The 21,307-nt window shown below is 74.0% G+C and carries 25 protein-coding genes; 16 read left to right on the plus strand and 9 right to left on the minus strand.

Annotation, left to right across the window (positions count from 1 at the left end; genetic code table 11):
• The first annotated feature begins 123 nt into the window (after positions 1-123).
• Positions 124-855 carry a dTMP kinase gene (locus AB0I11_RS13355; RefSeq protein ID WP_357318436.1) on the plus strand — a complete coding sequence of 244 codons (732 nt, stop codon included), beginning with the start codon at positions 124-126 and terminating at the stop codon, positions 853-855.
• Here the strand turns inward: AB0I11_RS13355 and AB0I11_RS13360 are convergent.
• The gene (locus tag AB0I11_RS13360) at positions 840-1,529 is read right to left on the minus strand and encodes an SDR family NAD(P)-dependent oxidoreductase (protein WP_357318439.1); all 690 of its coding nucleotides are present in this window, start codon (positions 1,527-1,529) and stop codon (positions 840-842) included. The genes AB0I11_RS13355 and AB0I11_RS13360 overlap by 16 nt on opposite strands.
• A gap of 313 nt (positions 1,530-1,842) precedes the next feature.
• Between AB0I11_RS13360 and AB0I11_RS13365 the strand changes: the two genes are divergently transcribed.
• From AB0I11_RS13365 to AB0I11_RS13375, 3 genes are all read left to right on the plus strand, one after another.
• Positions 1,843-2,757: a MurR/RpiR family transcriptional regulator gene (locus AB0I11_RS13365; RefSeq protein ID WP_357318442.1), complete on the plus strand. Its 915-nt coding sequence runs from the start codon at positions 1,843-1,845 to the stop codon at positions 2,755-2,757.
• Positions 2,754-3,701 carry an N-acetylmuramic acid 6-phosphate etherase gene (gene murQ, locus AB0I11_RS13370; RefSeq protein ID WP_357318445.1) on the plus strand — a complete coding sequence of 316 codons (948 nt, stop codon included), beginning with the start codon at positions 2,754-2,756 and terminating at the stop codon, positions 3,699-3,701. Before AB0I11_RS13365 ends, murQ begins: the two co-directional genes overlap by 4 nt.
• A 450-nt stretch (positions 3,702-4,151) precedes the next feature.
• On the plus strand, positions 4,152-5,141 hold the full coding sequence (locus tag AB0I11_RS13375) for a sigma-70 family RNA polymerase sigma factor (RefSeq protein ID WP_357318736.1): 990 nt from the start codon (positions 4,152-4,154) through the stop codon (positions 5,139-5,141).
• Between the two features lie 74 nt (positions 5,142-5,215).
• Here AB0I11_RS13375 and AB0I11_RS13380 read toward each other — a convergent pair whose 3' ends face one another.
• Entirely contained in the window at positions 5,216-6,184 is a 969-nt protein-coding gene (locus AB0I11_RS13380; protein WP_357318448.1) for an NlpC/P60 family protein, read from the minus strand.
• A gap of 500 nt (positions 6,185-6,684) precedes the next feature.
• On the opposite strand from AB0I11_RS13380, the gene AB0I11_RS13385 reads away from it, so the two are divergent.
• Positions 6,685-7,209, plus strand: coding sequence for a DUF6232 family protein (locus tag AB0I11_RS13385; protein ID WP_357318452.1), 525 nt, complete (start codon positions 6,685-6,687; stop codon positions 7,207-7,209).
• 50 nt (positions 7,210-7,259) lie between these two features.
• On the opposite strand, the gene AB0I11_RS13390 is transcribed toward AB0I11_RS13385, so the two are convergent.
• Both AB0I11_RS13390 and AB0I11_RS13395 read right to left on the minus strand, forming a co-directional pair.
• Complete coding sequence (locus tag AB0I11_RS13390) at positions 7,260-7,589, minus strand: DUF3817 domain-containing protein (protein WP_357318455.1); 330 nt, start codon at positions 7,587-7,589, stop codon at positions 7,260-7,262.
• Positions 7,590-7,615: 26 nt separating this feature from the next.
• Complete coding sequence (locus AB0I11_RS13395) at positions 7,616-8,035, minus strand: hypothetical protein (protein WP_357318458.1); 420 nt, start codon at positions 8,033-8,035, stop codon at positions 7,616-7,618.
• Between the two features lie 122 nt (positions 8,036-8,157).
• Here AB0I11_RS13395 and AB0I11_RS13400 point away from each other — a divergent pair, with 122 nt between their 5' ends.
• The 3 genes from AB0I11_RS13400 to AB0I11_RS13410 all read left to right on the plus strand — a co-directional run bounded on the left by AB0I11_RS13400 (position 8,158) and on the right by AB0I11_RS13410 (position 9,445).
• Positions 8,158-8,475 (plus strand): DUF6158 family protein, encoded by a 318-nt coding sequence (locus tag AB0I11_RS13400; RefSeq protein WP_357318462.1) that lies wholly within the window; start codon positions 8,158-8,160, stop codon positions 8,473-8,475.
• Positions 8,475-8,798, plus strand: coding sequence for a hypothetical protein (locus AB0I11_RS13405; protein ID WP_357318465.1), 324 nt, complete (start codon positions 8,475-8,477; stop codon positions 8,796-8,798). The genes AB0I11_RS13400 and AB0I11_RS13405 overlap by 1 nt, the downstream gene beginning before the upstream one ends.
• A 107-nt stretch (positions 8,799-8,905) precedes the next feature.
• Positions 8,906-9,445 (plus strand): DUF1360 domain-containing protein, encoded by a 540-nt coding sequence (locus AB0I11_RS13410; RefSeq protein ID WP_357318468.1) that lies wholly within the window; start codon positions 8,906-8,908, stop codon positions 9,443-9,445.
• Between the two features lie 110 nt (positions 9,446-9,555).
• On the opposite strand, the gene AB0I11_RS13415 is transcribed toward AB0I11_RS13410, so the two are convergent.
• The 3 genes from AB0I11_RS13415 to AB0I11_RS13425 form a co-directional block, all read right to left on the minus strand.
• Positions 9,556-9,768: a hypothetical protein gene (locus AB0I11_RS13415; RefSeq protein ID WP_046566178.1), complete on the minus strand. Its 213-nt coding sequence runs from the start codon at positions 9,766-9,768 to the stop codon at positions 9,556-9,558.
• Positions 9,769-9,810: 42 nt separating this feature from the next.
• On the minus strand, positions 9,811-10,035 hold the full coding sequence (locus AB0I11_RS13420) for a hypothetical protein (RefSeq protein ID WP_357318472.1): 225 nt from the start codon (positions 10,033-10,035) through the stop codon (positions 9,811-9,813).
• Between the two features lie 291 nt (positions 10,036-10,326).
• Positions 10,327-11,412: a 3-deoxy-7-phosphoheptulonate synthase gene (locus AB0I11_RS13425; RefSeq protein ID WP_357318475.1), complete on the minus strand. Its 1,086-nt coding sequence runs from the start codon at positions 11,410-11,412 to the stop codon at positions 10,327-10,329.
• Positions 11,413-11,744: 332 nt separating this feature from the next.
• On the opposite strand from AB0I11_RS13425, the gene AB0I11_RS13430 reads away from it, so the two are divergent.
• A complete protein-coding gene (locus AB0I11_RS13430) occupies positions 11,745-11,993 on the plus strand; it encodes a hypothetical protein (RefSeq protein ID WP_357318478.1) in 249 nt (82 codons plus the stop codon).
• On the opposite strand, the gene AB0I11_RS13435 is transcribed toward AB0I11_RS13430, so the two are convergent.
• A complete protein-coding gene (locus AB0I11_RS13435) occupies positions 11,960-12,724 on the minus strand; it encodes a phosphodiesterase (protein WP_357318481.1) in 765 nt (254 codons plus the stop codon). The two genes, AB0I11_RS13430 and AB0I11_RS13435, sit on opposite strands and share 34 nt — an antisense overlap.
• Positions 12,725-12,805: 81 nt before the next feature.
• Here AB0I11_RS13435 and AB0I11_RS13440 point away from each other — a divergent pair, with 81 nt between their 5' ends.
• From AB0I11_RS13440 to AB0I11_RS13465, 6 genes are all read left to right on the plus strand, one after another.
• Positions 12,806-14,098, plus strand: a complete 1,293-nt coding sequence (locus AB0I11_RS13440; RefSeq protein WP_357318483.1) for a pitrilysin family protein — start codon at positions 12,806-12,808, stop codon at positions 14,096-14,098.
• An 82-nt stretch (positions 14,099-14,180) separates the two neighbouring features.
• Positions 14,181-15,527 (plus strand): pitrilysin family protein, encoded by a 1,347-nt coding sequence (locus AB0I11_RS13445; protein ID WP_357318486.1) that lies wholly within the window; start codon positions 14,181-14,183, stop codon positions 15,525-15,527.
• A gap of 223 nt (positions 15,528-15,750) precedes the next feature.
• Entirely contained in the window at positions 15,751-16,776 is a 1,026-nt protein-coding gene (locus AB0I11_RS13450; protein WP_357318489.1) for an aspartate-semialdehyde dehydrogenase, read from the plus strand.
• 126 nt (positions 16,777-16,902) lie between these two features.
• The gene (locus tag AB0I11_RS13455; RefSeq protein WP_357318492.1) at positions 16,903-17,319 is read left to right on the plus strand and encodes a CBS domain-containing protein; all 417 of its coding nucleotides are present in this window, start codon (positions 16,903-16,905) and stop codon (positions 17,317-17,319) included.
• A 187-nt stretch (positions 17,320-17,506) separates the two neighbouring features.
• A complete protein-coding gene (locus AB0I11_RS13460; protein WP_357318495.1) occupies positions 17,507-17,878 on the plus strand; it encodes an SCP2 sterol-binding domain-containing protein in 372 nt (123 codons plus the stop codon).
• Positions 17,878-19,938, plus strand: a complete 2,061-nt coding sequence (locus AB0I11_RS13465; protein WP_357318498.1) for a glycogen debranching N-terminal domain-containing protein — start codon at positions 17,878-17,880, stop codon at positions 19,936-19,938. Before AB0I11_RS13460 ends, AB0I11_RS13465 begins: the two co-directional genes overlap by 1 nt.
• A gap of 115 nt (positions 19,939-20,053) precedes the next feature.
• Here AB0I11_RS13465 and AB0I11_RS13470 read toward each other — a convergent pair whose 3' ends face one another.
• On the minus strand, positions 20,054-20,437 hold the full coding sequence (locus tag AB0I11_RS13470; protein ID WP_357318501.1) for a VOC family protein: 384 nt from the start codon (positions 20,435-20,437) through the stop codon (positions 20,054-20,056).
• A gap of 98 nt (positions 20,438-20,535) precedes the next feature.
• Between AB0I11_RS13470 and AB0I11_RS13475 the strand changes: the two genes are divergently transcribed.
• Entirely contained in the window at positions 20,536-21,288 is a 753-nt protein-coding gene (locus tag AB0I11_RS13475; RefSeq protein WP_357318506.1) for a lysophospholipid acyltransferase family protein, read from the plus strand.
• Positions 21,289-21,307 lie beyond the last annotated feature (19 nt).

Raw genomic sequence — 21,307 nt, forward strand, 5'->3', positions numbered from 1 at the left:
GGGAATGAACTTGCGTACCCGGCGTACCGGTCGGTCACACCTGTCCCCGCCCCGCAGGTGCGGGAGGGGGACGGCAGCGGACAAATCGGCGATGTGGTGTGCGGGTCGGATAACCTCGGGGAGGTGGCCAGGTCACTGCGGGTGCGGCGCGGCAGGGCCCGACTGCGCGCCGTCGCCCTGATCGGCATCGACGGTTCGGGCAAGACCACCCAGGCGCACCGGCTCGCCGCGGCGCTCTCCGCCGCCGGCCACCCCGCCACCTACCACCGCAACGCGGGCGGTCGCCGCTGGCTGGGCCGGCTCGCCCACCGCCTCGGCCGGCCGGACGCGCAACGCCTCGTCGGGCGGGACGGCCTGCTCGCCGTCGAGTCCGTGCTGCGCTGGCTCGCCATCGCGCTGGCCCTGCTGAGCTGCCTGGTGACCGGCCGCACCGCGGTGATGGACCGCTACGCGGCCTGCCAGTACGCCAGCATCCGGGCGCACGGCGGGCAGCGCTGGGAGCGGCTGGCCCGGGCCGGCTACCGGTTCTTCCCGGCGCCCCAGGTCACCTTCCTGCTCGCCGTCGATCCGGTCGAGGCGTACCGGCGGATCGAACGGCGCGGCACGGACCACGAGAGCATGCGCTGGCTCACCGCCGCCGCGACCGCCTACCGGACCCTGCCGGAGTACGCCAGCTTCGTGGTGGTCGACGCCAACGGCAGCCCGGAGGAGGTCTCCCACCGGATCCGCGCCCACCTCACCGAGTGGTTCCCGGACGATCCACCGGCGTCGCCCGGACCGTCGCCGGCCGGCACCCGGCCGCCGGGTGGCGGTGCGGACCGGGGTGGCCCGGTGCCGGCTCAGGCCCGGCCGTAGACCGGGATGCTCGCCCCGCTGGTGGGCGCGGAGTCGTCGGAGGCCAGGAAGCGGATCACCGTGGCGATCTCGGCGGGCGGGACCCAGCGCCGGTGGTCGGCGTCCGGCTGGGCGGCCCGGTTGGCCGGGGTGTCGATGACGCTGGGCAGCACCGTGTTGCACCGCACGCCGCGCTGCCGGTACTCCACCGCCACCGCGTTGGCGAAGGCGAGCACGGCGGCCTTGGCGGTGACGTAGCCGGCCGCGCCGGGGAACGGCGCCACCGCGGCCCGGGCCGACACGCAGACCACCGCGCCGCCGCCGGCCGCCACCAGGTGCGGCAGCGCCGCCTGGGTGACCAGGTACGTCGGGCGCAGGTTGAGCCGCAGCATCCGGTCGAACTCGTCGACCGGGGTCTCGTGCACCAGCCCGCCGCTGGCGTACCCGCCGACGAGGTTGACCACGGCGCGCAGCGGCGCCGCGGGGTCGGCGGTGGCCGCCTCGACCGCCCGGGCCGCCCCGGCGGGTTCCAGCAGGTCCGCGGTCACCCGGACGGGCGCGGTGCCCGCCGGCGCCGGCCCCGCACTCGCCCGTTCCGGTACGACCACCCGCCAGCCGGCCGTCAGGAAGGCCGCGGTGACCGCACCGCCCAGCCCGCCCGTGCCTCCGGTCACCAGCACCGTGCGTTCCGCCATGGGGCCCACGCTAGCGGCCGGCCCGGACCCGGGGGTGCGCGGGGCGGGATTTGCGCCGATCGATGAGGGCTGGCGGGCGCCGCCGGGTCCGCCCACACCGTCCGGTGACCCGGACCCGGCCGTCCGGTCTGCGTCGCGTGCACGACAGCCGAGCCGCGGGTGGGCCGGGGCGGTCGAGTCCACCGGTCCGGAGGAGGCGGCCGGGCTGCGGGAATGGGACCCTTGCCGGGCGGGCCGCGTGCGGAAGGCGGTACTTTTCCCGATACGCGGCGTCATGGTTGACGGTCCGCGCTCGTGAAAGTAAGTTTCATCCGTGGCGAAGAGTCCGAAGATTTCTGCGAGTCACGAGCCCGGTGGACTGATCGTCCACATCAGCGGGCTGCTCCCCTCGCTGTCCCCGGCCGAGCAGCGGGTGGCCCGGCTGGTCGTCTCCGATCCGGCCGACGCCGCCCGGCGCACCATCACAGACCTCGCCACCGCCGCCGAGACATCCGAGGCCACCGTCATCCGGTTCTGCCGGTCGGTCGGCATGGACGGCTACCCGCAACTCCGGATCCGGCTCGCCGCCGAGGCCGCCCGCCGGATCGAGCCGCCGGACGCCCGGGTGGTCGGCGGTGACATCCCGCCCGGCGCCGACCTCGCCCAGATCATCGCGACCATCGCCTTCAACGACGCGCGCGCCGTCGAGGAGACCGCGGAGCAACTCGACCCGGCGGCCTGCGAGCAGGTGGTCGAGGCGATCGTCGCGGCCGGACGGATCGACGTCTACGGCGCCGGCGCCAGCGGTTTCGTCGCCTCCGACTTCCAGCAGAAGCTGCACCGCATCGGCCGGACCGCCTTCTACTTCCCCGACGTGCACACGGCGCTGACCTCGGCCGCGCTGCTCGGCCGCGGCGACGTCGCGGTCGGCATCTCGCACACCGGCACCACCTCCGACGTGATCGAGGTGCTGGAGCAGGCCCGGGCGCGCGGTGCCACCACGGTGGCGCTGACCAACTTCCCGCGCTCGCCGATCACCGAGGTCGCCGACTTCGTGCTCACCACCGCCGCCCGGGAGACCACCTACCGCTCCGGCGCGATGGCCAGCCGGCTGGCCCAGTTGACCGTGGTCGACTGCCTCTTCGTGGGGGTGGCCGCCCGCAACCGGGCCAAGGCCCGCAAGGCCCTGGAGGCGACGGCCGAGGCCGTCCGGTCGCACCGGGTGGGCGCCGGGCGGAGGCGGGCATGACGGCGGGTCGGGTGGAGCCGGACGAGGTGGCCACGGTGCGGCCCGTGGTGCGCGTCGGGGCCCCCACCGAGCGGCGTAACCCGCACAGCGTCGATCTCGACCTGATGTCGACCCGGGACGTGCTCACCGTGATCAACGACGCGGACCGGCGGGTGCCGGCCGCGGTGGCCGCCGTGCTCGACGAGATCGCCGAGACCGTCGACCTGGCGGTCGCGGCGCTGCGCGGCGGAGGCCGGGTGCACTACTTCGGCGCCGGCACGTCCGGCCGGCTGGGCGTGCTCGACGCCGCCGAGCTGGCCCCCACCTTCAACTCGCCGCGGCACTGGTTCTGCGCCCACCTGGCCGGCGGGCCCGAGGCGATGTGGCACGCCGTGGAGGACGCCGAGGACGCCGAGGGCGGCGGCGCCGCCGAGGCCGCCGAGTGCGTCGGCCCCGGCGACCTGGTGGTCGGCCTGGCGGCCAGCGGGCGCACCCCGTACGTCCTCGGGGCGCTCGCCGCGTCCCGGGCCCAGGGTGCCTCGACGGTGCTGCTCTGCGCCAATCCGGAGGCCGAGGCCGCCTCGTCGGTCGACGTCTTCATCGGGGTGGACACCGGGCCCGAGGTGGTCACCGGTTCGACCCGGATGAAGGCGGGCACCGCGCAGAAGCTGGTGCTCAACACGTTCTCCACGGCCGTCATGGTGCGACTCGGCCGGGTCTACTCGAACCTGATGATCGACATGGTGGCCACCAACGCCAAACTCCGTGGCCGCATGATCTCGATTCTGATGGAGGCCACCGGCTGCGCCGAGGAGGTCTGCCAGGCGGCCCTGCACGAGGCCGACGGCGACCTCAAGACCGCGCTGGTCGCACTCGTCTCCGGCGCGGAGATCTCCGCTGCCCGGGCCGCCCTGGCCCGCTCCGCCGACCAGGTCCGCGGCGCGCTCGCCCTGCTCGCCTCCTGAGCCGCCCCGGCCCGCCGGGCCGCCCGCGGCGCGGGGTGCGACGCGGATCACTCGTACGGGGGGACGTCCGCGGCCCTGCGGATTGTTCAACCAGGCGTGGGGTAATCCTCTCCCGAGGCTGAACCGACCGGTCCGCGGACGCGTATCTCGCAGTGACCAGGATCGCAGTGCCCGGTGACGCGGGTCGGGCGGGCTCATGGATCTCGCAATGGTGCGGTTCCATGGGCGGACGACGATTCCGCAGCTCCGACACCCGGTTCAGCGGGGTGTACGCGAGTCGTCCGAGCAGGGGTCCTGACAGGGAACATGGATCGGGCTCTCAGCTACTACTCAGGCATTCGTGACAGTTTCGACTCACGACATGGAATCCCCGACGCGTCTCATCTGTTGTGTAGGTGTCAGCACCTACGGGCACAGCGGAGGTTACGGGGAGGGCTGATGAACGTGGGGATGGCAAGGAACCGGGCAACCGGCGCGAGCGAGGGGACCGTGGCAATCGTGGACAAGAACATCGGCATGCGTACCGACGAGGTCGCCGAGGAGCGGGACCTGGTCGGCGTCTACCTGCACGAGATCTCCCGGACGCCGCTGCTGGACGCCGCCAAGGAGGTCGAACTCTCCAAGGCGATCGAGGCCGGCCTCTACGCCGAGCACCTGCTCGGCGAGGACCGGGTGCCCGCCGGCGTCGGCCGGGACGAGCTGGAGCGGCTGGTCGTCGAGGGGGAGCGCGCGAAGGACCTGTTCATCCGCGCCAACCTGCGACTGGTCGTGTCGATCGCCCGCCGCTACGTGCGCTCGGGCATGCCCATGCTGGACCTGATCCAGGAGGGCAACACCGGCCTGGTCCGGGCGGTCGAGAAGTTCGACTACGAGCGTGGCTACAAGTTCTCCACCTACGCCACCTGGTGGATCCGCCAGGCGATCAGCCGGGCGATCGCCCAGCAGGAGCGGACCGTGCGGTTGCCGGTCCACCTGGTGGAGGACGTCAACCGGATGCGCAACGTCGCCCGCCAGCTCACCCGCGAGCTGGGCAGCGACCCGGAGCCGGAGCAGATCGCGGCCGCGCTCGGGGTCACCGTCGAGCGGGTCAACGAGCTGGTCCGCTGGTCGCAGGACACCGTCTCGCTGGACACCCCGGTGGGCGACGACGGCGACACCAAACTCGGCGACCTGGTGGCCGACAGCGACGCCCCGTCGCCGGAGGAGATCGTCCTCACCGGCCTCGAGCGGCAGCGGATCGAGGGTCTGCTCAACCACCTCGACGACCGGTCCGCCGGCATCATGCGGGCCCGGTACGGCCTGGAGGACGGCCGGGAGCACTCGCTCACCGAGGTCGCCTCGCGGTTCTCGCTCTCCCGGGAGCGGATCCGCCAGCTGGAGATCCAGGCCCTCGGCCGGCTCCGCGAGCTGGCCCGGGCCGAGGGACTGCAGGCGGCCTGACCAGGGAACAATGGCAACACGAACGGCCGGCGTCCGATAGGGGGACGCCGGCCGTTCGCCGTATCTGGAGGCGATCAGCGGACCCGGCCGTAGCCGGCGATCGGCATGATGCCCATGCCGCGCTTGCTGACGTTGCGGCCCGCGCTGGGCGCGTCGATGATCTGGCCGCTGCCCACGTAGATCGCCACGTGCCCGAGGCCCGAATAGAAGACCAGGTCGCCGGGGCGCAGCGAGCTGCGGCTGATCCGGACCGTGGCGTCCCACTGCATGGCGGCGTTGTGCGGCAGCGACTTGCCGGCCGCCCGCCAGGCGGCCAGGGTCAGCCCCGAGCAGTCGTAGCCGCTGGGGCCGTCCGCCCCGTAGACGTACGGCTTGCCGACCGCACCGTACGCGTACCGCACCGCCGTGCCGGCGGAGCCGGAGATGGCCGGCGGGCTGCCGGCCGAGCCGGCGCTGGACGGCGCCTCGGTGGCCCGCCCGTACGCCTGGCGGCGGAGCTGGTAGAGGCGGGCGAGATCCGCCTCGATCTTCTTCTTGCCCGCGGTGAGCTGCTTGGCCTGCGCGGCCTGCCGGGCCAGCGTGGTGTCCAGCTGGCTCTTCTGATCGATGAGCTTCCGCTGGTCGGTGGTGAAACCGTCGATGGTCTGCTGCCGCTGCCGGCTCAACTGGTCCAGTGCGCCGAGCCGCTCCGGCAGCGAGGTCGACCCGCCCGGCTCCAGCAGCGCCTGGGCGGTGCGCATCCCACCGGTCTTGTACGCGGTGGCGGCGAGCAGGCCCACGTCGGCCTGGCTCCGCTCGGCCTGCGCCTGCAGCGGGCCGATCCGGGCCTGCAACGAGGCCGCGGTGGCCTTGTTCGCCTTGATCTGCTCGTTGAGCTTGTTGTAGGACTCGACGATTCGCTCCAGCTCAGTCGAGGACTTCTCGATCTGCTTCGTCAGCTCGGCGGGGGTGGGCTCGGCCCGAGCCACCGACGCCGGGGCGAGGAGCACGGCCGAGAGGCCGGCCACCGCGAGGCTGCGCAGCAGGATCCGTAGTGACGACAAGAGCGGAAGGCTCCTCTCCCACGGTCGCCCGGGCCGCGCTGAGCCGCCCGGCGACACCGCCCGGGGCCATCCCGGTGGATGGCGGTGGACCGGACCGGCTCGCCCAACCTAACCCGGGACGGGTGGGGGCGGGAGTGGAAGCAGGGGCGAATGTTGGCAAAGTGTCAGGAAGTGCAGGCGGTGCCGGTGACGTCCGGTGACCGTCTACCGGGCGGACGGTACGGGCGCGGGTGCCGGTTGGGTGAATAGCGCGGGTGGCCCGATTCGTCGTTCTGGACGGATGTCGCCAGGCCTCGCGCCGCAAAATATCGACAAAGCGGTAAATGGGCGCTGGTAACCGTGCGAGGCGGCCGGGCGGCGCACCGGTGAGCAGGGGAAACGACCGGCCCGGGTGGCGCGCCGGCAACACAATGAAGCGCGGAGCCGGGAATCCCGCCACCGGCGTCGGCGCAGCTCGTCGGTGGTGGGGGAGCCCGGCGCGCGAGCCCTGGGAGGACGCCGTGCAGACCGATGGCTCCACCACCCGCCCACCCCGGTCGACCCGACCGGCCGCCCCGACCCTGCTGTACGCCCAACCGGGCATCGTGGTGACCGCCGAACGCTTCAGCGTGGGCCGGGCCAGCTGGCCGGTGGCCGAACTCACCCAGGTCTGGACCACCCGCGGGCCGCACGACCGGCTCGCCCTGCGGGCCGTCACGATCTCCGGCGCCCTGATCGGCGGGGTCGGGGTGCTGCTCGGCTTCACCGGCGGGCTGCAACGGCTCACCGCCACCGCGTACCTGATGCTCGGCGCGGTGGGGCTGCTGCCGCTGCTGCTGGTGCTCGCCGGCGACCGCTGGCGGCCGCCGGCGTACGAGCTGTGGGGCCGGCACCGCGACGCCGAGGTGCTGCTGTTCAGCAGCGACGACGAGCGGCAGTTCGGTCAGGTCACCCGGGCCCTGCAACGGGCCCGGGAGGGGGCGCGGCTGGGCGGCGGCTGGGCCGACCCGGTGGCCTCGTCCGGCGTGTGGCGGCCGAACCGCTGACCGGACGGCCCGGCCGGGGTGTGGCGGCCGGGCCCGCTGAGCCGGCCGGCTCAGCCGGCGACCGGCTCCGGGGCCGGCGCCCGGTCGTCCGCGGCCAGCCAGCGGCTCACCCGGCGCTCGGCGTAGAACGACACGAACGGCACCGTGCCGGCCAGCATGACGAGCAGCATCCGCCGCAACGGCCACTCCACCCGGCGGGACAGGTCGAAGGTGAGCGCCAGATAGATCATGTAGAGCCAGCCGTGCGCGGTGCCGACCACCGCCACCACGGTCGGGTCGTCGAAGAAGTACTTCAGCGGCATGCCGATCAGGACCAGCACCACCAGCGCCACGCCCACGATCCAGGCGATCACGCGGTACCGGGTAAGGGCTCCGCCCACCGTCGTCCGTCCTTCCGAAGCCGGCCTCAGCCGGGATAGTCACCGGGCCTCGCGCCCGGGTTGGCGTTCAACCATGACAGGTAGCGGTTGTACTCGGCGAGGTCGCCGTCCTCCGCGCCGTTGACCGGGGCGGCCGGCGTCCGGCCGACCCGCACCGGCCGGCGTACCGCCGGGGTGGTGGCGGGCGGCTCGGGCCCGGCGGCCGCCGGCGGCGCCGGGGTGGCCGCCGCGTCGGGCGTGCCGCGCAGCGCGTGCCGGACCTCACGCCACCAGACGAAGACCACGAAACCGGCGAAGACCGGCCACTCGATCGCGTACCCGAAGCTCAGCGAGTTGCCCTCGGCGGCCCGGGTGACCTGCCACCACCCGAGCCCGAGGAAGCCCACGACCAGCACGACCATGGCCACGTGGCGGGCGATCCACGCCGGTGTCCAGAGCCGTTTCATGCCATCGAGGGTACCGGGGCCTGCGGCCGTCTCCGACGCGGTGTCGTAGGTGGCGGGGTTTGGCCACACCGCGGGTGGGCATCCGTTTAGACGCCAGCCCGAACGAGACGAGGGGGCCGACGATGACCGAATCCGTACGCCGTGCCGGCGACGCCAGCCCGGAGCAGCGGCTGCCCGAGTGGGACGGCGACCACGCCCGCACCGACACCGTGACCGCCGACGTCGACGGCGAGCTGCTCGGCATCGACCCGGCGGAGCTCGGCGACGAGGACCTGATCCGGGAGATGCAGAGCCTGCACCGGACCCGGCTGGACACGCTGCGGCACGCCACCGACTCGGCGCTCGCCAACCACCTGCGCCGCACCGCCGAGTTGGAGACCGAGTACCTGGCCCGGCACCCGGGCCGGGAGGTCGACCCGAGCCGGCTGCGGGACGCCTGATGGCCAACCACGCCGAGCGCGGCATGTCCGCGCCGCCCGAGGTGGTGTTCAACACCGCCACCGACCCCGACCGGTCGGCCGCCTGGCTGCCGGAGGAGCTGCGGCGCGCGGGCACGCACCGGGTGGAGGTCGTCGACGCCGAGGACATGCGGGCCCGGTGGAGCTCCGAGGCCGCCGGCTGGTCGGCGGACATCGACGTCGAGCCGGCCGACGCCGGCGGCGCCCGGGTCCGGCTCGACCTCTCCGGCACCGACCACGGCATGGCCGACGAGATCCTGGCCAGCCTGGCCCGCGAGGTGGCCGACAACCTGACGGCCGGTTGAGCCGGCGCCACGACGACCGACCCTGACGGCCGGCTGAGCCGGCGCCACGATCGAATCCTGACGGCCGGCTGAGCCGGCGTCGGCACGACGACCAACAAGGAGGCCGGGTGACCGGGAGTGGCCTGAAGCAGAAGGTGGCGCGTCTGCGCCAGGCGTACGCGCCGCACGAGCAGCGGCCGCTGGGCGGCTATCTGGTGGCCATGGGCACGTACGCGACGGTGACCGCGTCGCTGGTGGGGCTGGTGAGGGCGACCGGGCGACCGGTGCCGGAGCGGCCCAGCCCGGCCGACGTGGTGCTGCTCTCGGTGGCGACGCACAAGCTCAGCCGGCTGCTGTCCAAGGACGCGATCACCAGCCCGCTGCGCGCGCCGTTCACCCGCTACGACCACCCGATCGGCAGCGGGGAGGTGATGGAGCAGGTCCGGGACCAGGGCAGCCCCACCCGGCACGCCGTCGGCGAGCTGGTCAGCTGCCCGTTCTGCCTGGCCGTCTGGGTGGCCACCGGGCTCACCGGTGGGCTGGTCCTCGCGCCCCGGCTCACCCGGCTGATCGCCACGGCGCTCACCGCGGTCGCGGCCTCCGACTTCCTCCAGATGGGGTACGCCGTCGCCCAGCAGGCGGCCGAGGGCGGCCACCGGGAGAAGTAACCGACGAACGACACCAGGGGCCGGCGCGAACGCGCCGGCCCCTGGTCGTACGGTCCCGGTCCGGATGGTGTGCGGGCGGCCCGGGTGCGCCGGACCGGCGGCGTACGGGCTCAGGTGGGGGTGGTGCCGTGGTCCTCGCCGGCCCAGCCGCGCGACGCCTCCGGCTCCCGCTCGTCCTCGTCCGCCCCGGTGATCACCTCGCGGTCCACCGCGGTGCGGTCGTGCTCGTTGGCGAAGTCCGGTTCCGGCAGCGTGTCCCTGCCCTCCGGTGGCTGGCCGAGCGCCTCGATGTGGTGCCGCCGTGCGTCGTCGCTGTCGGTCATCCCACTGTCCTCTCCGTGATCCGGTCGGGGGCTGCCGGGGTCTCAGGCCACCGTCCCGCCGAGCAGGTCGGCCGCCTCGTCGACGGCGTACTCGCCCTCGGGGAGCGCGGCGATTCGGGCGAGCAGCTCGGCGGGGAGTTCGGCGGCGACCGCCCGGCGGTAGATCATCGCCTGGGTGATCCGTTCCTGGCCCCGGTAGAGGTCGTCGAGCAGTTCGTCGAGCTGCCGGGTGTCCGGTTGCTCGGTCACGGGCGCGTCGTCGGTCACGCCGATCAGCTACCCGGGCCCGAATCGGTCAAACGTCGCCGCCGTGCCCGGTCAGCGGGTCCGGGCAGGGGTGACGGCCGCCACAGCACCGGCCGGAACACCGGACCCGGTACCGCCGTTGTGCAGAGCGTCGGTGTGTCCAGTGTCCCCGGGCCTCACCCAATTCGCCTTCGCGGAATACCGTCCGGCTGGAGCCGCGTCGCGCCACTCGCCGAGAGGCGACCTGCACACCGACACCCAGCGCCGCCCGTCCCCTCTGGGGCCGGGCGGCGCTGTGCGTCGGGGGCGCGCTCAGGCGGGGGTGGGCAGCGTGGCGCGGCGGGCGCGGACGGCGGTGGCGAGGTGGTCGAGGACGTCGGCGGTGGTGTCCCAGCCGATGCAGGCGTCCGTGACCGACTTGCCGTACTCCAGCTCGCGGGTCGGGTCGAGGTCCTGGCGGCCGGGCTGGAGGAAGCTCTCCAGCATGATGCCGACGATGCCGCGCTGGCCGGCCTCGAGCTGGGCGGCCACGTCGGCGGCGACCCGCGGCTGGTTGCGGTGGTCCTTGCCGCTGTTGGCGTGGCTCGCGTCGAGCACCACCCGCTCCGGCAGCCCGGCGGCGCGCAGCAGGTCCAGCGCCCCGGCCACCGACTCGGCGTCGTAGTTGGGCCGGCCGCCCCCGCCGCGCAGCACCAGGTGCCCGTCGGCGTTGCCCCGGGTGTGCATGATCGCCGGGGTGCCGGAGACGTCGATGCCGGGGAACACGTGCGGCACCCCGGCCGCGCGGATCGCGTCCACCGCCGTGGAGATGCTGCCGTCCGGACGGTTCTTCATCCCGATCGGCATGGACAGGCCGGAGGCGAGCTGCCGGTGCACCTGGCTCTCCACCGTCCGCGCGCCGATCGCGCCCCAGGCCACGGTGTCCGCGATGTACTGCGGGGTGATCGGGTCGAGGAACTCGCAACCCACCGGCAGGCCCAGCCGCAGCACGTCGAGCAGGAGCGCCCGGGCGGTCCGCAGACCGCCGTTGACGTCCCCGGAGCCGTCCAGCCCCGGGTCGTTGATCAGCCCCTTCCAGCCCACGGTCGAGCGCGGCTTCTCGAAGTAGACGCGCATCACCACCAGCAGGTCGTCGGCGAGCCGGTCGGCGGCCGCGTGGAGCCGGCCCGCGTACTCGAGGGCGGCGGCCGGGTCGTGCACCGAACAGGGGCCGACCACCACCAGCAGCCGGTCGTCGGCGCGGTCCAGCACGCCGCCGACGGCACGCCGGCCGGCCAGCACCGCGTCGGCGAGCGCCGGGTCCAGGGGCAGCTCGTGCAGCAGCAGGGCCGGGGTGGTCAGCGGCACGACACGGTCGATCCGCTGGTCGATGACCCGATGGGCGTCCGGGGTCGTCACGGTGGGGTTCCTTCCGCCGACCGTGCCCCGGGGCCGGCGCCCGAGGTCGAGCCGGCTGCTCGTACGCGAAAGGGCAGGGAATGATCCCTGCCCGGCCGGCTCGAAGAGGAAGTGACGTCAGTTCATGGTCGAGTCACCGGCTCCTCCAGCCGGCTGCCTAAACCATCGATACGACCGCGTCACGGGGGCCAGCGTACCCGACGCGACGGCCCCGCTCACCCCGTCGGCGGTCACACCGGCCACCGGTATCGGATGCTGGGACGCGGGCCCGACGCGGCCCCCGCGCCGCCCGGGTCGTTCCGGGCCGGGCCGGCGGGGGTATGGGGAACGGCATGACGCACGAGCAGAGCGACCAGGAGCGCATCGAGTCCCGCGCCCACCTGCTGCCCGAGGAGGCGGCGGCGGGCAGCGACGATCCCGAGGCCCAGGCCGACGCGATCCTCACCGAATCGGACATCCGGGAGGAGGACCGCAACGTCGCGCCCGACACGGTGCTGGAGCACCGCAACGTCGCGCCCGACACGGTGCTGGAGCACCGCACCTCCGATCAGACCGTGACCCCGGTCGAGCCGCCCGACTGAGCGCTCGCGCCCCGGGCCCGCCGCGAGCCCCGGTAGCTGGTGTTCCGCAGCCAGCCCAGCAGGCCCCCGACGCGCAGCCCCGGAGGCGCGTTACCGATCGGATCGAAGGCCAGCGCGGCGTCCTCCCGGGCGCCGCGCCGGCGGTCCAGGCGTACCTCGCCGAAGAGCCGCCAGGGTCCGGCCGCCGAGGCCACCGCGAGCACCAGCCGGGGCTGGTCGGTGGCGACCGTCGCGGCGACGCCGGCGAGGTCGCGGCCCAGCTCCGGCGACTCCGGGTCGGCCAGCGCGGCCAGGTAGAGCCGCCGCCGGCCGGCCCGGAACGACATGATCGAGGTGTACGTCCCGGTGAAGCGGCGCCGGGGCAGCGGCAGGTGGCGCAGCACCGGCGCCGCGCCGCTGGAGCTGACCAGCAGGTCCACCGGCGGCTCCGGGTCCCGGTGCAGCCGCACCGCCAGGCCGAGCACGTCGGGCCAGCTCCCCGGGGTGGGCACCCCCTTGGAGAGCCGTACCGTGGCCGGCCAGCGGCCGGGCCGGTCGAGCAGGTCGATCCCGGTGGGCGGGCCGGGCGTACCCCAGACGAGGACCTCGCCGGCGAACGTGCGGCCGGCCGGATGCAGCAGCCGGGCGTGCCGGCGGCGGGCCAGCGCGGCGGCCGCCCGCTCGACGGCCGCGCCGGCCCGGCGGCGCGCCGCGGCCCGCAGCGGACGGGCGGCGGAGGTGGGGGTGGGCATGCTGGGCGGGTACCCCGGCACGGGCCGACGATGCTCCCACGTGTCCCCTTTCCGCCCGCGAGATCGGATAGCGTCGGTGCCATGCCCGACAGCGGTTACCCCTGGCCGATCGAGACCACCCGACTGGACAACGGCCTGCGGGTGGTGGTGAGCGAGGACCGCACCGCGCCGGCGGTCGCGGTCAACCTCTGGTACGACGTGGGTTCCCGGCACGAACCCGACGGACAGACCGGCTTCGCCCACCTCTTCGAGCACCTGATGTTCGAAGGCTCGGTGAACGTCGCGAAGACCGAGCACATGAAGCTGATCCAGGGCTCCGGCGGCTCGCTGAACGCCACCACCAACCCGGACCGGACCAACTACTTCGAGACCGTCCCGGCCGAGCACCTGGAGCTGGCGCTCTGGCTGGAGGCCGACCGGATGGGCGGCCTGGTGCCGGCGCTGACCCAGGAGACGCTGGACAACCAGCGCGACGTGGTGAAGAACGAGCGCCGCCAACGCTACGAGAACGTCCCGTACGGCGACGCCTGGCTGCGGCTGCTCCCGCTGCTCTACCCGCCCGGCCACCCCTACCATCACGCCACCATCGGTTCGATGGCCGACCTGAACGCCGCCGACCTGGCCACCTTCCAGGCCTTCCACACCACCTACTACGCGCCGAACAACGCGGTGCTCACCGTCGTCGGCGACGCCCCGGCGGCCGAGGTGTTCGCGCTGGCCGAGAAGTACTTCGGGGCCATCCCGGCGCGTGCGGAGATCCCCGCCGCGCCGGACGGGCGCAGCGTGCCGCCGACCGGGCAACCCGCCACGGAGACCGTCGTCGCCGACGTGCCCGCGCCCCGCGTGTACATCGCGCACCGCACCCACCCCTACGGCACCCCCGGGTACGACGTGACCACCGTGCTGGCCACCGTCCTGGGCACCGGCCGGGGCAGCCGCCTCTACCAGCGGCTCGCCGACGGCGAACGGATCGCCCAGCCGGACCTGGTCGGGGCGTACGGGGTGGACCTGGCGTACGCGCCGGCCCCGCTGATCGCCACCGCGACCGCCCGCCCCGGGGTGGACGCCGAACGGCTGCGCGCCGGGCTGGCCGAGGTCGTCGACGAGCTGACCACCGTGCCGGTGACCGCCGCCGAGCTGGACCGGGCCAAGGCGCTGCTGAGCACCCAGTGGTGGCGGCACATGTCCACGGTGGACGGCCGCGCCGACGTGCTCGGCCGGTACGCCACCCAGTTCGGTGACCCGGCGAAGATCGGTGAGCGGCTGCCCGGCTGGCTCGCGGTCACCGCCGAGCAGATCGCCGAGCAGGCCGCCGAGCTGCTCGGCGCGGCCGACCGGGCGACCCTGACCTACCTGCCCGAGGAGAACCGGTGAGCGCGGGCGCCGAGCGACGCGCCCCGGCGACGCGACGCGGCCCGCAGGCGAGCCCGGCGGCCGCGAACGAGAGGAAGCCCCGATGACGTTGATCGCCACCCGCCCCGGCCCGGGCGCGGCCCGACCGTACCGGTTCCCGCAGGTCGTCCGCCGCAGCGCGGCCGGCGGCCAGGTCGTCGCCGCGCACCTGCCCGGGCAGAATCTGGCCGTCGCGCTGCTGCTCCTCGACGCCGGCGCCGGGCGGGAGCCGGTCGGCAAGGAGGGGCTCGGCGGGGTGCTCGCCAAGGCCCTGGAGGAGGGCACCGCGCAGCGGGACGGCACCGCGTACGCGCTGGCCATCGAGGCGCTCGGCACCGAGCTGGTGACCGGGCTGGACTGGGACTCGTTCCAGGTCAGCGCGCAGGTCCCGGTGGACCGGCTGAGCGCCGCGGTCGCGCTGCTCGCCGAGGCCGTCCGGACGCCCCGGCTCGACCCGGCCGACGTGCTGCGGGTCCGCGACGACGAGGCCACCGCGCTGCGGATGGACTGGGCCAACCCGGGCCCCCGGGCCGACGCGGTGCTCCGGGCCGACCTGTTCGGTGCCGACAACCGCTGGGGCCGGCCGATGTACGGCGACCCGGAGAGCGTCGCGGCCCTGGACGTGGACGACGTGACCGTCTTCCACTCCGAGTGGTTCATCCGGCCGGGCACCCTGATCGTCGCCGGCGACCTGGACCGGATCGACCTGGACGCGCTCGCCGCCACGGTGTTCGCGGGCAGCGGCGGCGGTCCGGTGGTGAAGGGCGAGCCGATCGAGGTGCCGCTCGCCGGCCGGCGCAAGGTCATCCTGGTCGACCGGCCCGGCTCGGTGCAGTCCACGCTCCGGCTCGGCCACCCGTCGCCGCACCGCGCCCACCCGGACCACGTGCCGATGACGCTCGCCGGGACGGTGCTCGGTGGGGCGTTCACCTCCCGGCTCAACCACCTGATCCGGGAGGTGCGCGGCTACACGTACGGCATCCGCGGTGACTTCGCCTCGTCCCGCCGGTTCGGACGGTTCGGGATCAGCTCGGGGGTGCAGACCGCGGTGACCGCGCCGGCGCTGGTCGAGGCGGTCGGCGAGGTGTCGCGTACCCAGTTGACCGGGGTGACCGAGGACGAGCTGACGGTGGCCCGGTCCTGGCGGGCCGGCCAGCTCTCGGTCGAGCTGCAGAGCCCGCGGGCGATCGCGTCGGCGTTGACCACGCTCGTGGTGCACGACCTGCCGGACGACTACCACGCCCGGCTGCGGGAGGCGCTGCTCGCCGCGACCGTCGAGGAGGTGTCCGCGGCGGCCGCGGCGCACCTGCACCCGGACTCGCTCACCCTGGTGGTCGAGGGCGACGCGGCGGTCATCCGCGACGAGCTGGTCGCCGCCGGGCTCGGCGAGGTGATCGACCACACCGCCTGACGTGTGATCCTGGTCGCGTCGGATGGTCGGGGCCGGCCGGTCGCGGCCGTGGATGCTGCGGCCGGACCGGCCGGCCGCGGGCGATCTTCCGGGCGCCGCGCTCCGGCCGCCCGATCGTTGCCGGTGCCGCGCCCGGCCGGCGCCGGCCCCGGACGCGCCCGAGCGGCCCGGGCGGTGGGAAAGCGTTCCCGGTCCGGCCGCCCCGCTGGGTAGCCTCGCGGGCATGAGGATCGGCATTGTGGGGGCCACCGGCCAGGTCGGTGGCGTGATGCGGCAGGTGCTGGCGGAGCGCGGCTTCCCGGTGGAGGAGCTGCGGCTGTTCGCCTCGGCCCGATCGGCCGGGCGCACGCTGCCCTGGCGCGACGGCGAGGTCACCGTCGAGGACGCGGCCACCGCGGACTACCGCGGCCTGGACATCGCGCTCTTCTCCGCCGGTAAGGGCACCGCCCGGGAGCTGGCCCCCCGGGTCGCCGAGGCCGGCGCGGTCGTCATCGACAACTCGTCGGCGTTCCGGATGGACCCGGCGGTGCCGCTGGTGGTCGCCGAGGTCAACCCACACGCCATCGCCGAGCGCCCCAAGGGCATCCTGGCCAACCCCAACTGCACCACCATGGCCGCGATGCCGGTGCTGCGCCCGCTGCACCGGGAGGCCGGGCTGGTCGGCCTCGTGGTCGCCACCTACCAGGCGGTCTCCGGCGCCGGCCTGGCCGGGGTGGCCGAGCTGGACGAGCAGGTCCGCAAGGTGGCCGAGCACGCCACCGGGCTCACCTTCGACGGGTCGGCCGTGGAGTTCCCCGCGCCGCGCTCCTTCGCCCGGCCGATCGCCTTCAACGTGCTCCCGCTCGCCGGTTCGATCGTGGACGACGGCTCCTTCGAGACCGACGAGGAGCAGAAGCTGCGCAACGAGAGCCGCAAGATCCTCGAGATCCCGGACCTCAAGGTCTCCGGCACCTGCGTGCGGGTGCCGGTCTTCACCGGCCACTCGCTGCAGATCAACGCGCGTTTCGCCCGGCCGATCAGCCCCGAGCGGGCCCGCGAGCTGCTCGACGGCGCGCCCGGCGTGGCGCTCTCCGACGTGCCGACCCCGCTGCAGGCCGCCGGTCAGGACCCGACGTACGTCGGGCGGATCCGGGCCGACGAGACCGCCGAGCACGGCCTGGCCCTGTTCTGCGCCAACGACAACCTGCGCAAGGGCGCCGCGCTCAACGCCGTGCAGCTCGCCGAACTGGTCGCCGCCGAGCGCCGCTGACCCCGCCCGGCGCCGTGGCCGGCGTCGGTGCACCTCCGCGCGGCCCGCGCCAGCGGTGAGCCCGGGACGGTTACCCCGCCCCGGGCGGCGGGTAGACGGCGGTGCCGACACCGAGAGGGGAGCACCATGACAACGGTCGGAGAATTCATGACGACCCGGCTGGTGACGATGGACGGCAACGACACCCTGACCGCCGCGGCCCAGGAGATGCGCAACAGCGCCATCGGCGACGTGGTGGTGACCGACGGCGACAACGTGGTCGGCATCGTCACGGACCGGGACATCACGGTACGGGGCGTCGCCGAGAGCCTGGACCCGAACACCACCCGGCTCAATGAGATCACCAGCAAGGACGTGGTGACGGTCAGCCAGTACGACGACGCGGTGGCCGCCGCCGACCTGATGCGGACGTACGCGGTCCGCCGGCTGCCGGTGGTCGACGACGGCCGGCTGATCGGGCTGGTCTCGGTGGGTGACCTGGCCGTGGAGCGGGAGCCCCAGTCGGTGCTGGCCGACATCAGCGCCGACGATCCGAACAACTGAGCTGACCCGCCGCGATGACGCCGGCCCCCGGTTCGGGGGCCGGCGTTCGCGTGCCGTCCGCCCGGGTGGGAGCGGCCCGGCCGCGCACCCCGACCAGCTCACCCCAACCGGGCGAGGTTGACGCCGGGCCCGGCGGGGACCCCTTCTCCGACGTCGAACGCCGCGGATCGCGGGAGGAGTGGACCCGATGCTGGACGCGACCACGAGGTTCTTCGAGGAGATGGACCGGCGGGGGTACGAGCCCCTGCTGGCGAAGACCGCCGGCACCCTGCGGTTCGACCTGCACGAGGGGGCGCACACGACGCACTGGCTGCTGGAGATCGATCGGGGCAAGCTCCGGGTCCGGCAGCAGGACCAGGAGGCGGACACGGTGGTCGGTGCCGATCCGCGGCTCTTCGGCGAACTGGTCACCGGCGAGGAGAACGCCATCGCCGCGCTGCTGCGCGGGGACATGACCGTCACCGGCGACCTGCGCCTGGTGCTCCAGGTCGAGCGGCTCTTTCCCGGCCCGCCGGACTCCCAGGGTCCGCACCACGCGTTCCGAGAGGAGGCCCGCTGATGGCGGACACGAACACGATCCGGATCCTCGACGGCAACACCTTCGTGGTGTCCGAGGACACCGGCGACATCGAGGCCACCCCGACCGAGCCGACCGGGCTCTTCTCCATCGACACCCGCTTCCTGTCCAAGTGGGTGCTGACGGTCAACGGTGAGCGACTCAACGCCCTCTCCTACGACGACCTCCAGTACTACGAGGCGCGCTTCTTCCTGGTGCCCGGCATGGCCACGCACTACGTGGACGCCAAGCTGTCGATCATCCGGGAGCGGGCCGTCGGCGGCAGCTTCCGGGAGCGGCTGACCATCCTCAACCACGACGAGAAGCCGGTCGAGCTGGAGATCCGGATGGACGCCGCCTCCGACTTCGCCGACCTCTTCCAGGTCAAGGACGAGATCCTCAACAAGAAGGGCGAGATCTACAGCCAGGCCGAGCCGGACAAGCTGCGGCTGGGTTACCGGCGCGGCAACTTCAAGCGGGAAACCGTCATCTCGTCCTCCGAGCCGGCCCGGTACGACCGCAACGGCTTCGCGTACAGCATCCGGCTGGAGCCCAACGAGCAGTGGGACACCGCCATCGACGTGCAGACGTTCGCCGTCGGACCGGGTGGCCGGGACCTGCGGATGGGACTGCGGGCGCACGGCGGCGAGCGGTCGGCGCTCCAGCACGACCTGGAGGAGTGGATCCGCCGGGCGCCGAAGGTGAACACCGAGCACATCGAGCTGGGCTCGACGTACCGGCGCAGCCTGATCGACCTGGCGGCGCTGCGCTTCTCGCCGCTCTCCCTCGGCGGCCAGACCCTCCCCGCCGCCGGCCTGCCCTGGTTCATGACCATGTTCGGCCGGGACAGCATCCTCACCTGCCTGCAGGTGCTGCCGTTCACGCCCGACCTGTCCAAGACCACGCTGCGCGTACTCGGCGCCCTCCAGGGTACCCGGTTCGACGACTTCCGGGACGAGGACCCGGGCCGGATCCTGCACGAGATGCGCTACGGGGAGACGTCTGCCTTCGAGGAACAGCCGCACTCGCCGTACTACGGCTCGGTGGACGCCACGCCGCTGTTCGTGGTGCTGCTCGACGAGTACGAGAGGTGGACCGGGGACGTCGCGCTGGTCAAGGAGTTGGAGCAGGAGTGCCGGGCCGCGCTGCGCTGGGTGGACACCTACGCCGACCTGCTCGGCAACGGCTACATCTGGTACGAGCGCCGCAACACCGACACCGGCCTGGAGAACCAGTGCTGGAAGGACTCCTGGGACTCCATCTCGTACGCCGACGGCACGCTGCCGCCGTTCCCGCGCGCCACCTGCGAGGTCCAGGGATACGCGTACGACGCGAAGATGCGCGCCGCCCGGCTGGCCCGGGAGTTCTGGGACGACCCGGCGTACGCCGAGCAGTTGGAGCGGGAGGCGGCGGCGCTCAAGGAACGGTTCAACCGCGACTGGTGGGTCGCCGACCGCGGCTACTACGCCCTGGCGCTGGACCCCGACGGCCGGCAGTGCGACGTGCTCAGCTCCAACATCGGGCACCTGCTCTGGAGCGGGATCGTGGCCGACGATCGGGCCGCCCAGATCGCCGAGCACCTGGTCGGGCCCCGGCTCTGGTCCGGCTGGGGGGTGCGGACGCTGGCCGAGGGCGAGATCCGCTACAACCCGATCGGCTACCACAACGGCACGATCTGGCCGTTCGACAACTCCTTCATCGCCTGGGGCCTGCGCCGGTACGGCTTCACCGAGGAGGCGGCCCAGATCGCCAGCGGCATCCTGGACGCGGCGCGGTACTTCGACGGCCGGCTGCCGGAGGCGTTCGGCGGCTACCAGCGGGAGCTGACGAAGTTCCCCGTCGAGTACCCGACGGCGTGCAGCCCGCAGGCCTGGTCGACGGGGGCGCCGCTGCTGCTGCTGCGGACCATGCTGGGGCTCGAGCCGCACGAGGGGCACCTGGCCGTCGACCCGCGGCTGCCGATCGGCATGGGACGGATCGAGGTGCTGGACATCCCGGGCCGGTGGGGCCGGGTGGACGCCTTCGCGCGGGGCCGGCTGGACCTGGACAAGCTCGACGGCTGACCCGGGCTGGCCGGTCGTGGCGCTGGTCGTGGGGCGCCGCCGGTCGTGGGGCGGTGCGGGTCGTGGGGTGCCGCGGGTCGTGGGGTGCCGCCGGGTCGGTGGCGCCCCGGGACGGTCAGTCCGCTGGTCGTGGGTCCGGCTCGTTGCGCGGGATCAGGCAGAACTCGTTGCCCTCCGGGTCCGCCAGCACGGTCCAGCGGGGCAATTCGCGGACCACCGTGGCGCCCGCCTCCAGCACGGCGGCCCGCTCCTCGGCGTCGCCGACCAGGTCGAGGTGGATCCGGCCCGGGCCGGGCAGCAGCGCGACGGGCGTGAGCCAGACGTCCGGGCGGCGCCCGCCCGGGTCACGCAGCAGCACCGCCTCGTCCGGGTCGAGGGAGCGCTCGGCGAGCTTCACCCGGTCCTCGTCGACCACGGGCAGGCCGGTCACCACGCTCCAGAACGGGGCGAGCAGGTAGGGGTCGCGGCAGTGGATCACGATCGAGGCGAGCTCGGGCATGCCTTGCACCGTAGTCGGCCCCGCCGGCCGGCAGGACGGTGTCGAGGAACGCAGCTCGCCCCTACGGTCCCGTAACCTACTCGGGGTAAAGTTGGTGGATGTCGGAACTCGTGTACCCGCCCGTGATCACCGCCGCCAAGACGATGTTCCGGATCCTCGACCTGCGCCTCGACGTGCGGGGCAGCCACCACGTGCCGCGCACCGGCGGCGCCGTGCTGGCCAGCAACCACGTCAGCTACCTGGACTTCATCTTCTGCGGGTACGGCGCGCACGAGTCCCGCCGGCTGGTCCGCTTCATGGCCAAGGACGCCGTCTTCCGGCACAAGATCTCCGGCCCGCTGATGCGCGGCATGAAGCACATCCCGGTGAACCGGTCGGCCGGCGCCGGCTCGTACGCCACGGCGGTCAGCGCGCTGCGCCGGGGCGAGGTGGTCGGCGTCTTCCCCGAGGCGACCATCAGCCGCTCCTTCACCGTCAAGGACCTCAAGAACGGGGCGGCCCGGATGGCCCAGGAGGCCGGCGTGCCGCTGCTGCCGGTCGCGCTCTGGGGCACCCAGCGCCTCTGGACCAAGGGCCGGCCGCGCACCCTGACCCGGCGGCACACCCCGATCACCATCCTGGTCGGCGAGCCGATGGACCCGGCCGAGCACCCGGACGCGAACGCGATGACCGCCGCGTTGCGCAGCCGGCTCACCGCGCTGGTCGACCAGGCGCAGCGGGACTACCCGGAGCAGCCGGCCGGCCCGGACGACGCCTGGTGGCAGCCGGCCCACCTGGGTGGCACCGCGCCCACCCCCGAGCGGGCCGCCGAGCTGGACCGGGCGGGCCGGCGCACCTCCAGCGCCTCCTGACGGCCGACCCCGGCCCCGG

This window comes from Micromonospora sp. NPDC050495 (assembly GCF_040655175.1).
Taxonomy (GTDB): domain Bacteria; phylum Actinomycetota; class Actinomycetes; order Mycobacteriales; family Micromonosporaceae; genus Micromonospora.

Coding starts and splice junctions, on each gene's coding strand:
- AB0I11_RS13360 (WP_357318439.1), bottom strand. CDS start 1,529: ATGGCGGAACGCACGGTGCTGGTGACCGGAGGCACGGGCGGGCTGGGC.
- murQ (WP_357318445.1), top strand. CDS start 2,754: ATGACGGCGGGTCGGGTGGAGCCGGACGAGGTGGCCACGGTGCGGCCC.
- AB0I11_RS13375 (WP_357318736.1), top strand. CDS start 4,152: ATGGCAAGGAACCGGGCAACCGGCGCGAGCGAGGGGACCGTGGCAATC.
- AB0I11_RS13395 (WP_357318458.1), bottom strand. CDS start 8,035: ATGAAACGGCTCTGGACACCGGCGTGGATCGCCCGCCACGTGGCCATG.
- AB0I11_RS13400 (WP_357318462.1), top strand. CDS start 8,158: ATGACCGAATCCGTACGCCGTGCCGGCGACGCCAGCCCGGAGCAGCGG.
- AB0I11_RS13405 (WP_357318465.1), top strand. CDS start 8,475: ATGGCCAACCACGCCGAGCGCGGCATGTCCGCGCCGCCCGAGGTGGTG.
- AB0I11_RS13415 (WP_046566178.1), bottom strand. CDS start 9,768: ATGACCGACAGCGACGACGCACGGCGGCACCACATCGAGGCGCTCGGC.
- AB0I11_RS13430 (WP_357318478.1), top strand. CDS start 11,745: ATGACGCACGAGCAGAGCGACCAGGAGCGCATCGAGTCCCGCGCCCAC.
- AB0I11_RS13435 (WP_357318481.1), bottom strand. CDS start 12,724: ATGCCCACCCCCACCTCCGCCGCCCGTCCGCTGCGGGCCGCGGCGCGC.
- AB0I11_RS13440 (WP_357318483.1), top strand. CDS start 12,806: ATGCCCGACAGCGGTTACCCCTGGCCGATCGAGACCACCCGACTGGAC.
- AB0I11_RS13445 (WP_357318486.1), top strand. CDS start 14,181: ATGACGTTGATCGCCACCCGCCCCGGCCCGGGCGCGGCCCGACCGTAC.
- AB0I11_RS13450 (WP_357318489.1), top strand. CDS start 15,751: ATGAGGATCGGCATTGTGGGGGCCACCGGCCAGGTCGGTGGCGTGATG.
- AB0I11_RS13455 (WP_357318492.1), top strand. CDS start 16,903: ATGACAACGGTCGGAGAATTCATGACGACCCGGCTGGTGACGATGGAC.
- AB0I11_RS13460 (WP_357318495.1), top strand. CDS start 17,507: ATGCTGGACGCGACCACGAGGTTCTTCGAGGAGATGGACCGGCGGGGG.
- AB0I11_RS13465 (WP_357318498.1), top strand. CDS start 17,878: ATGGCGGACACGAACACGATCCGGATCCTCGACGGCAACACCTTCGTG.
- AB0I11_RS13470 (WP_357318501.1), bottom strand. CDS start 20,437: ATGCCCGAGCTCGCCTCGATCGTGATCCACTGCCGCGACCCCTACCTG.
- AB0I11_RS13475 (WP_357318506.1), top strand. CDS start 20,536: ATGTCGGAACTCGTGTACCCGCCCGTGATCACCGCCGCCAAGACGATG.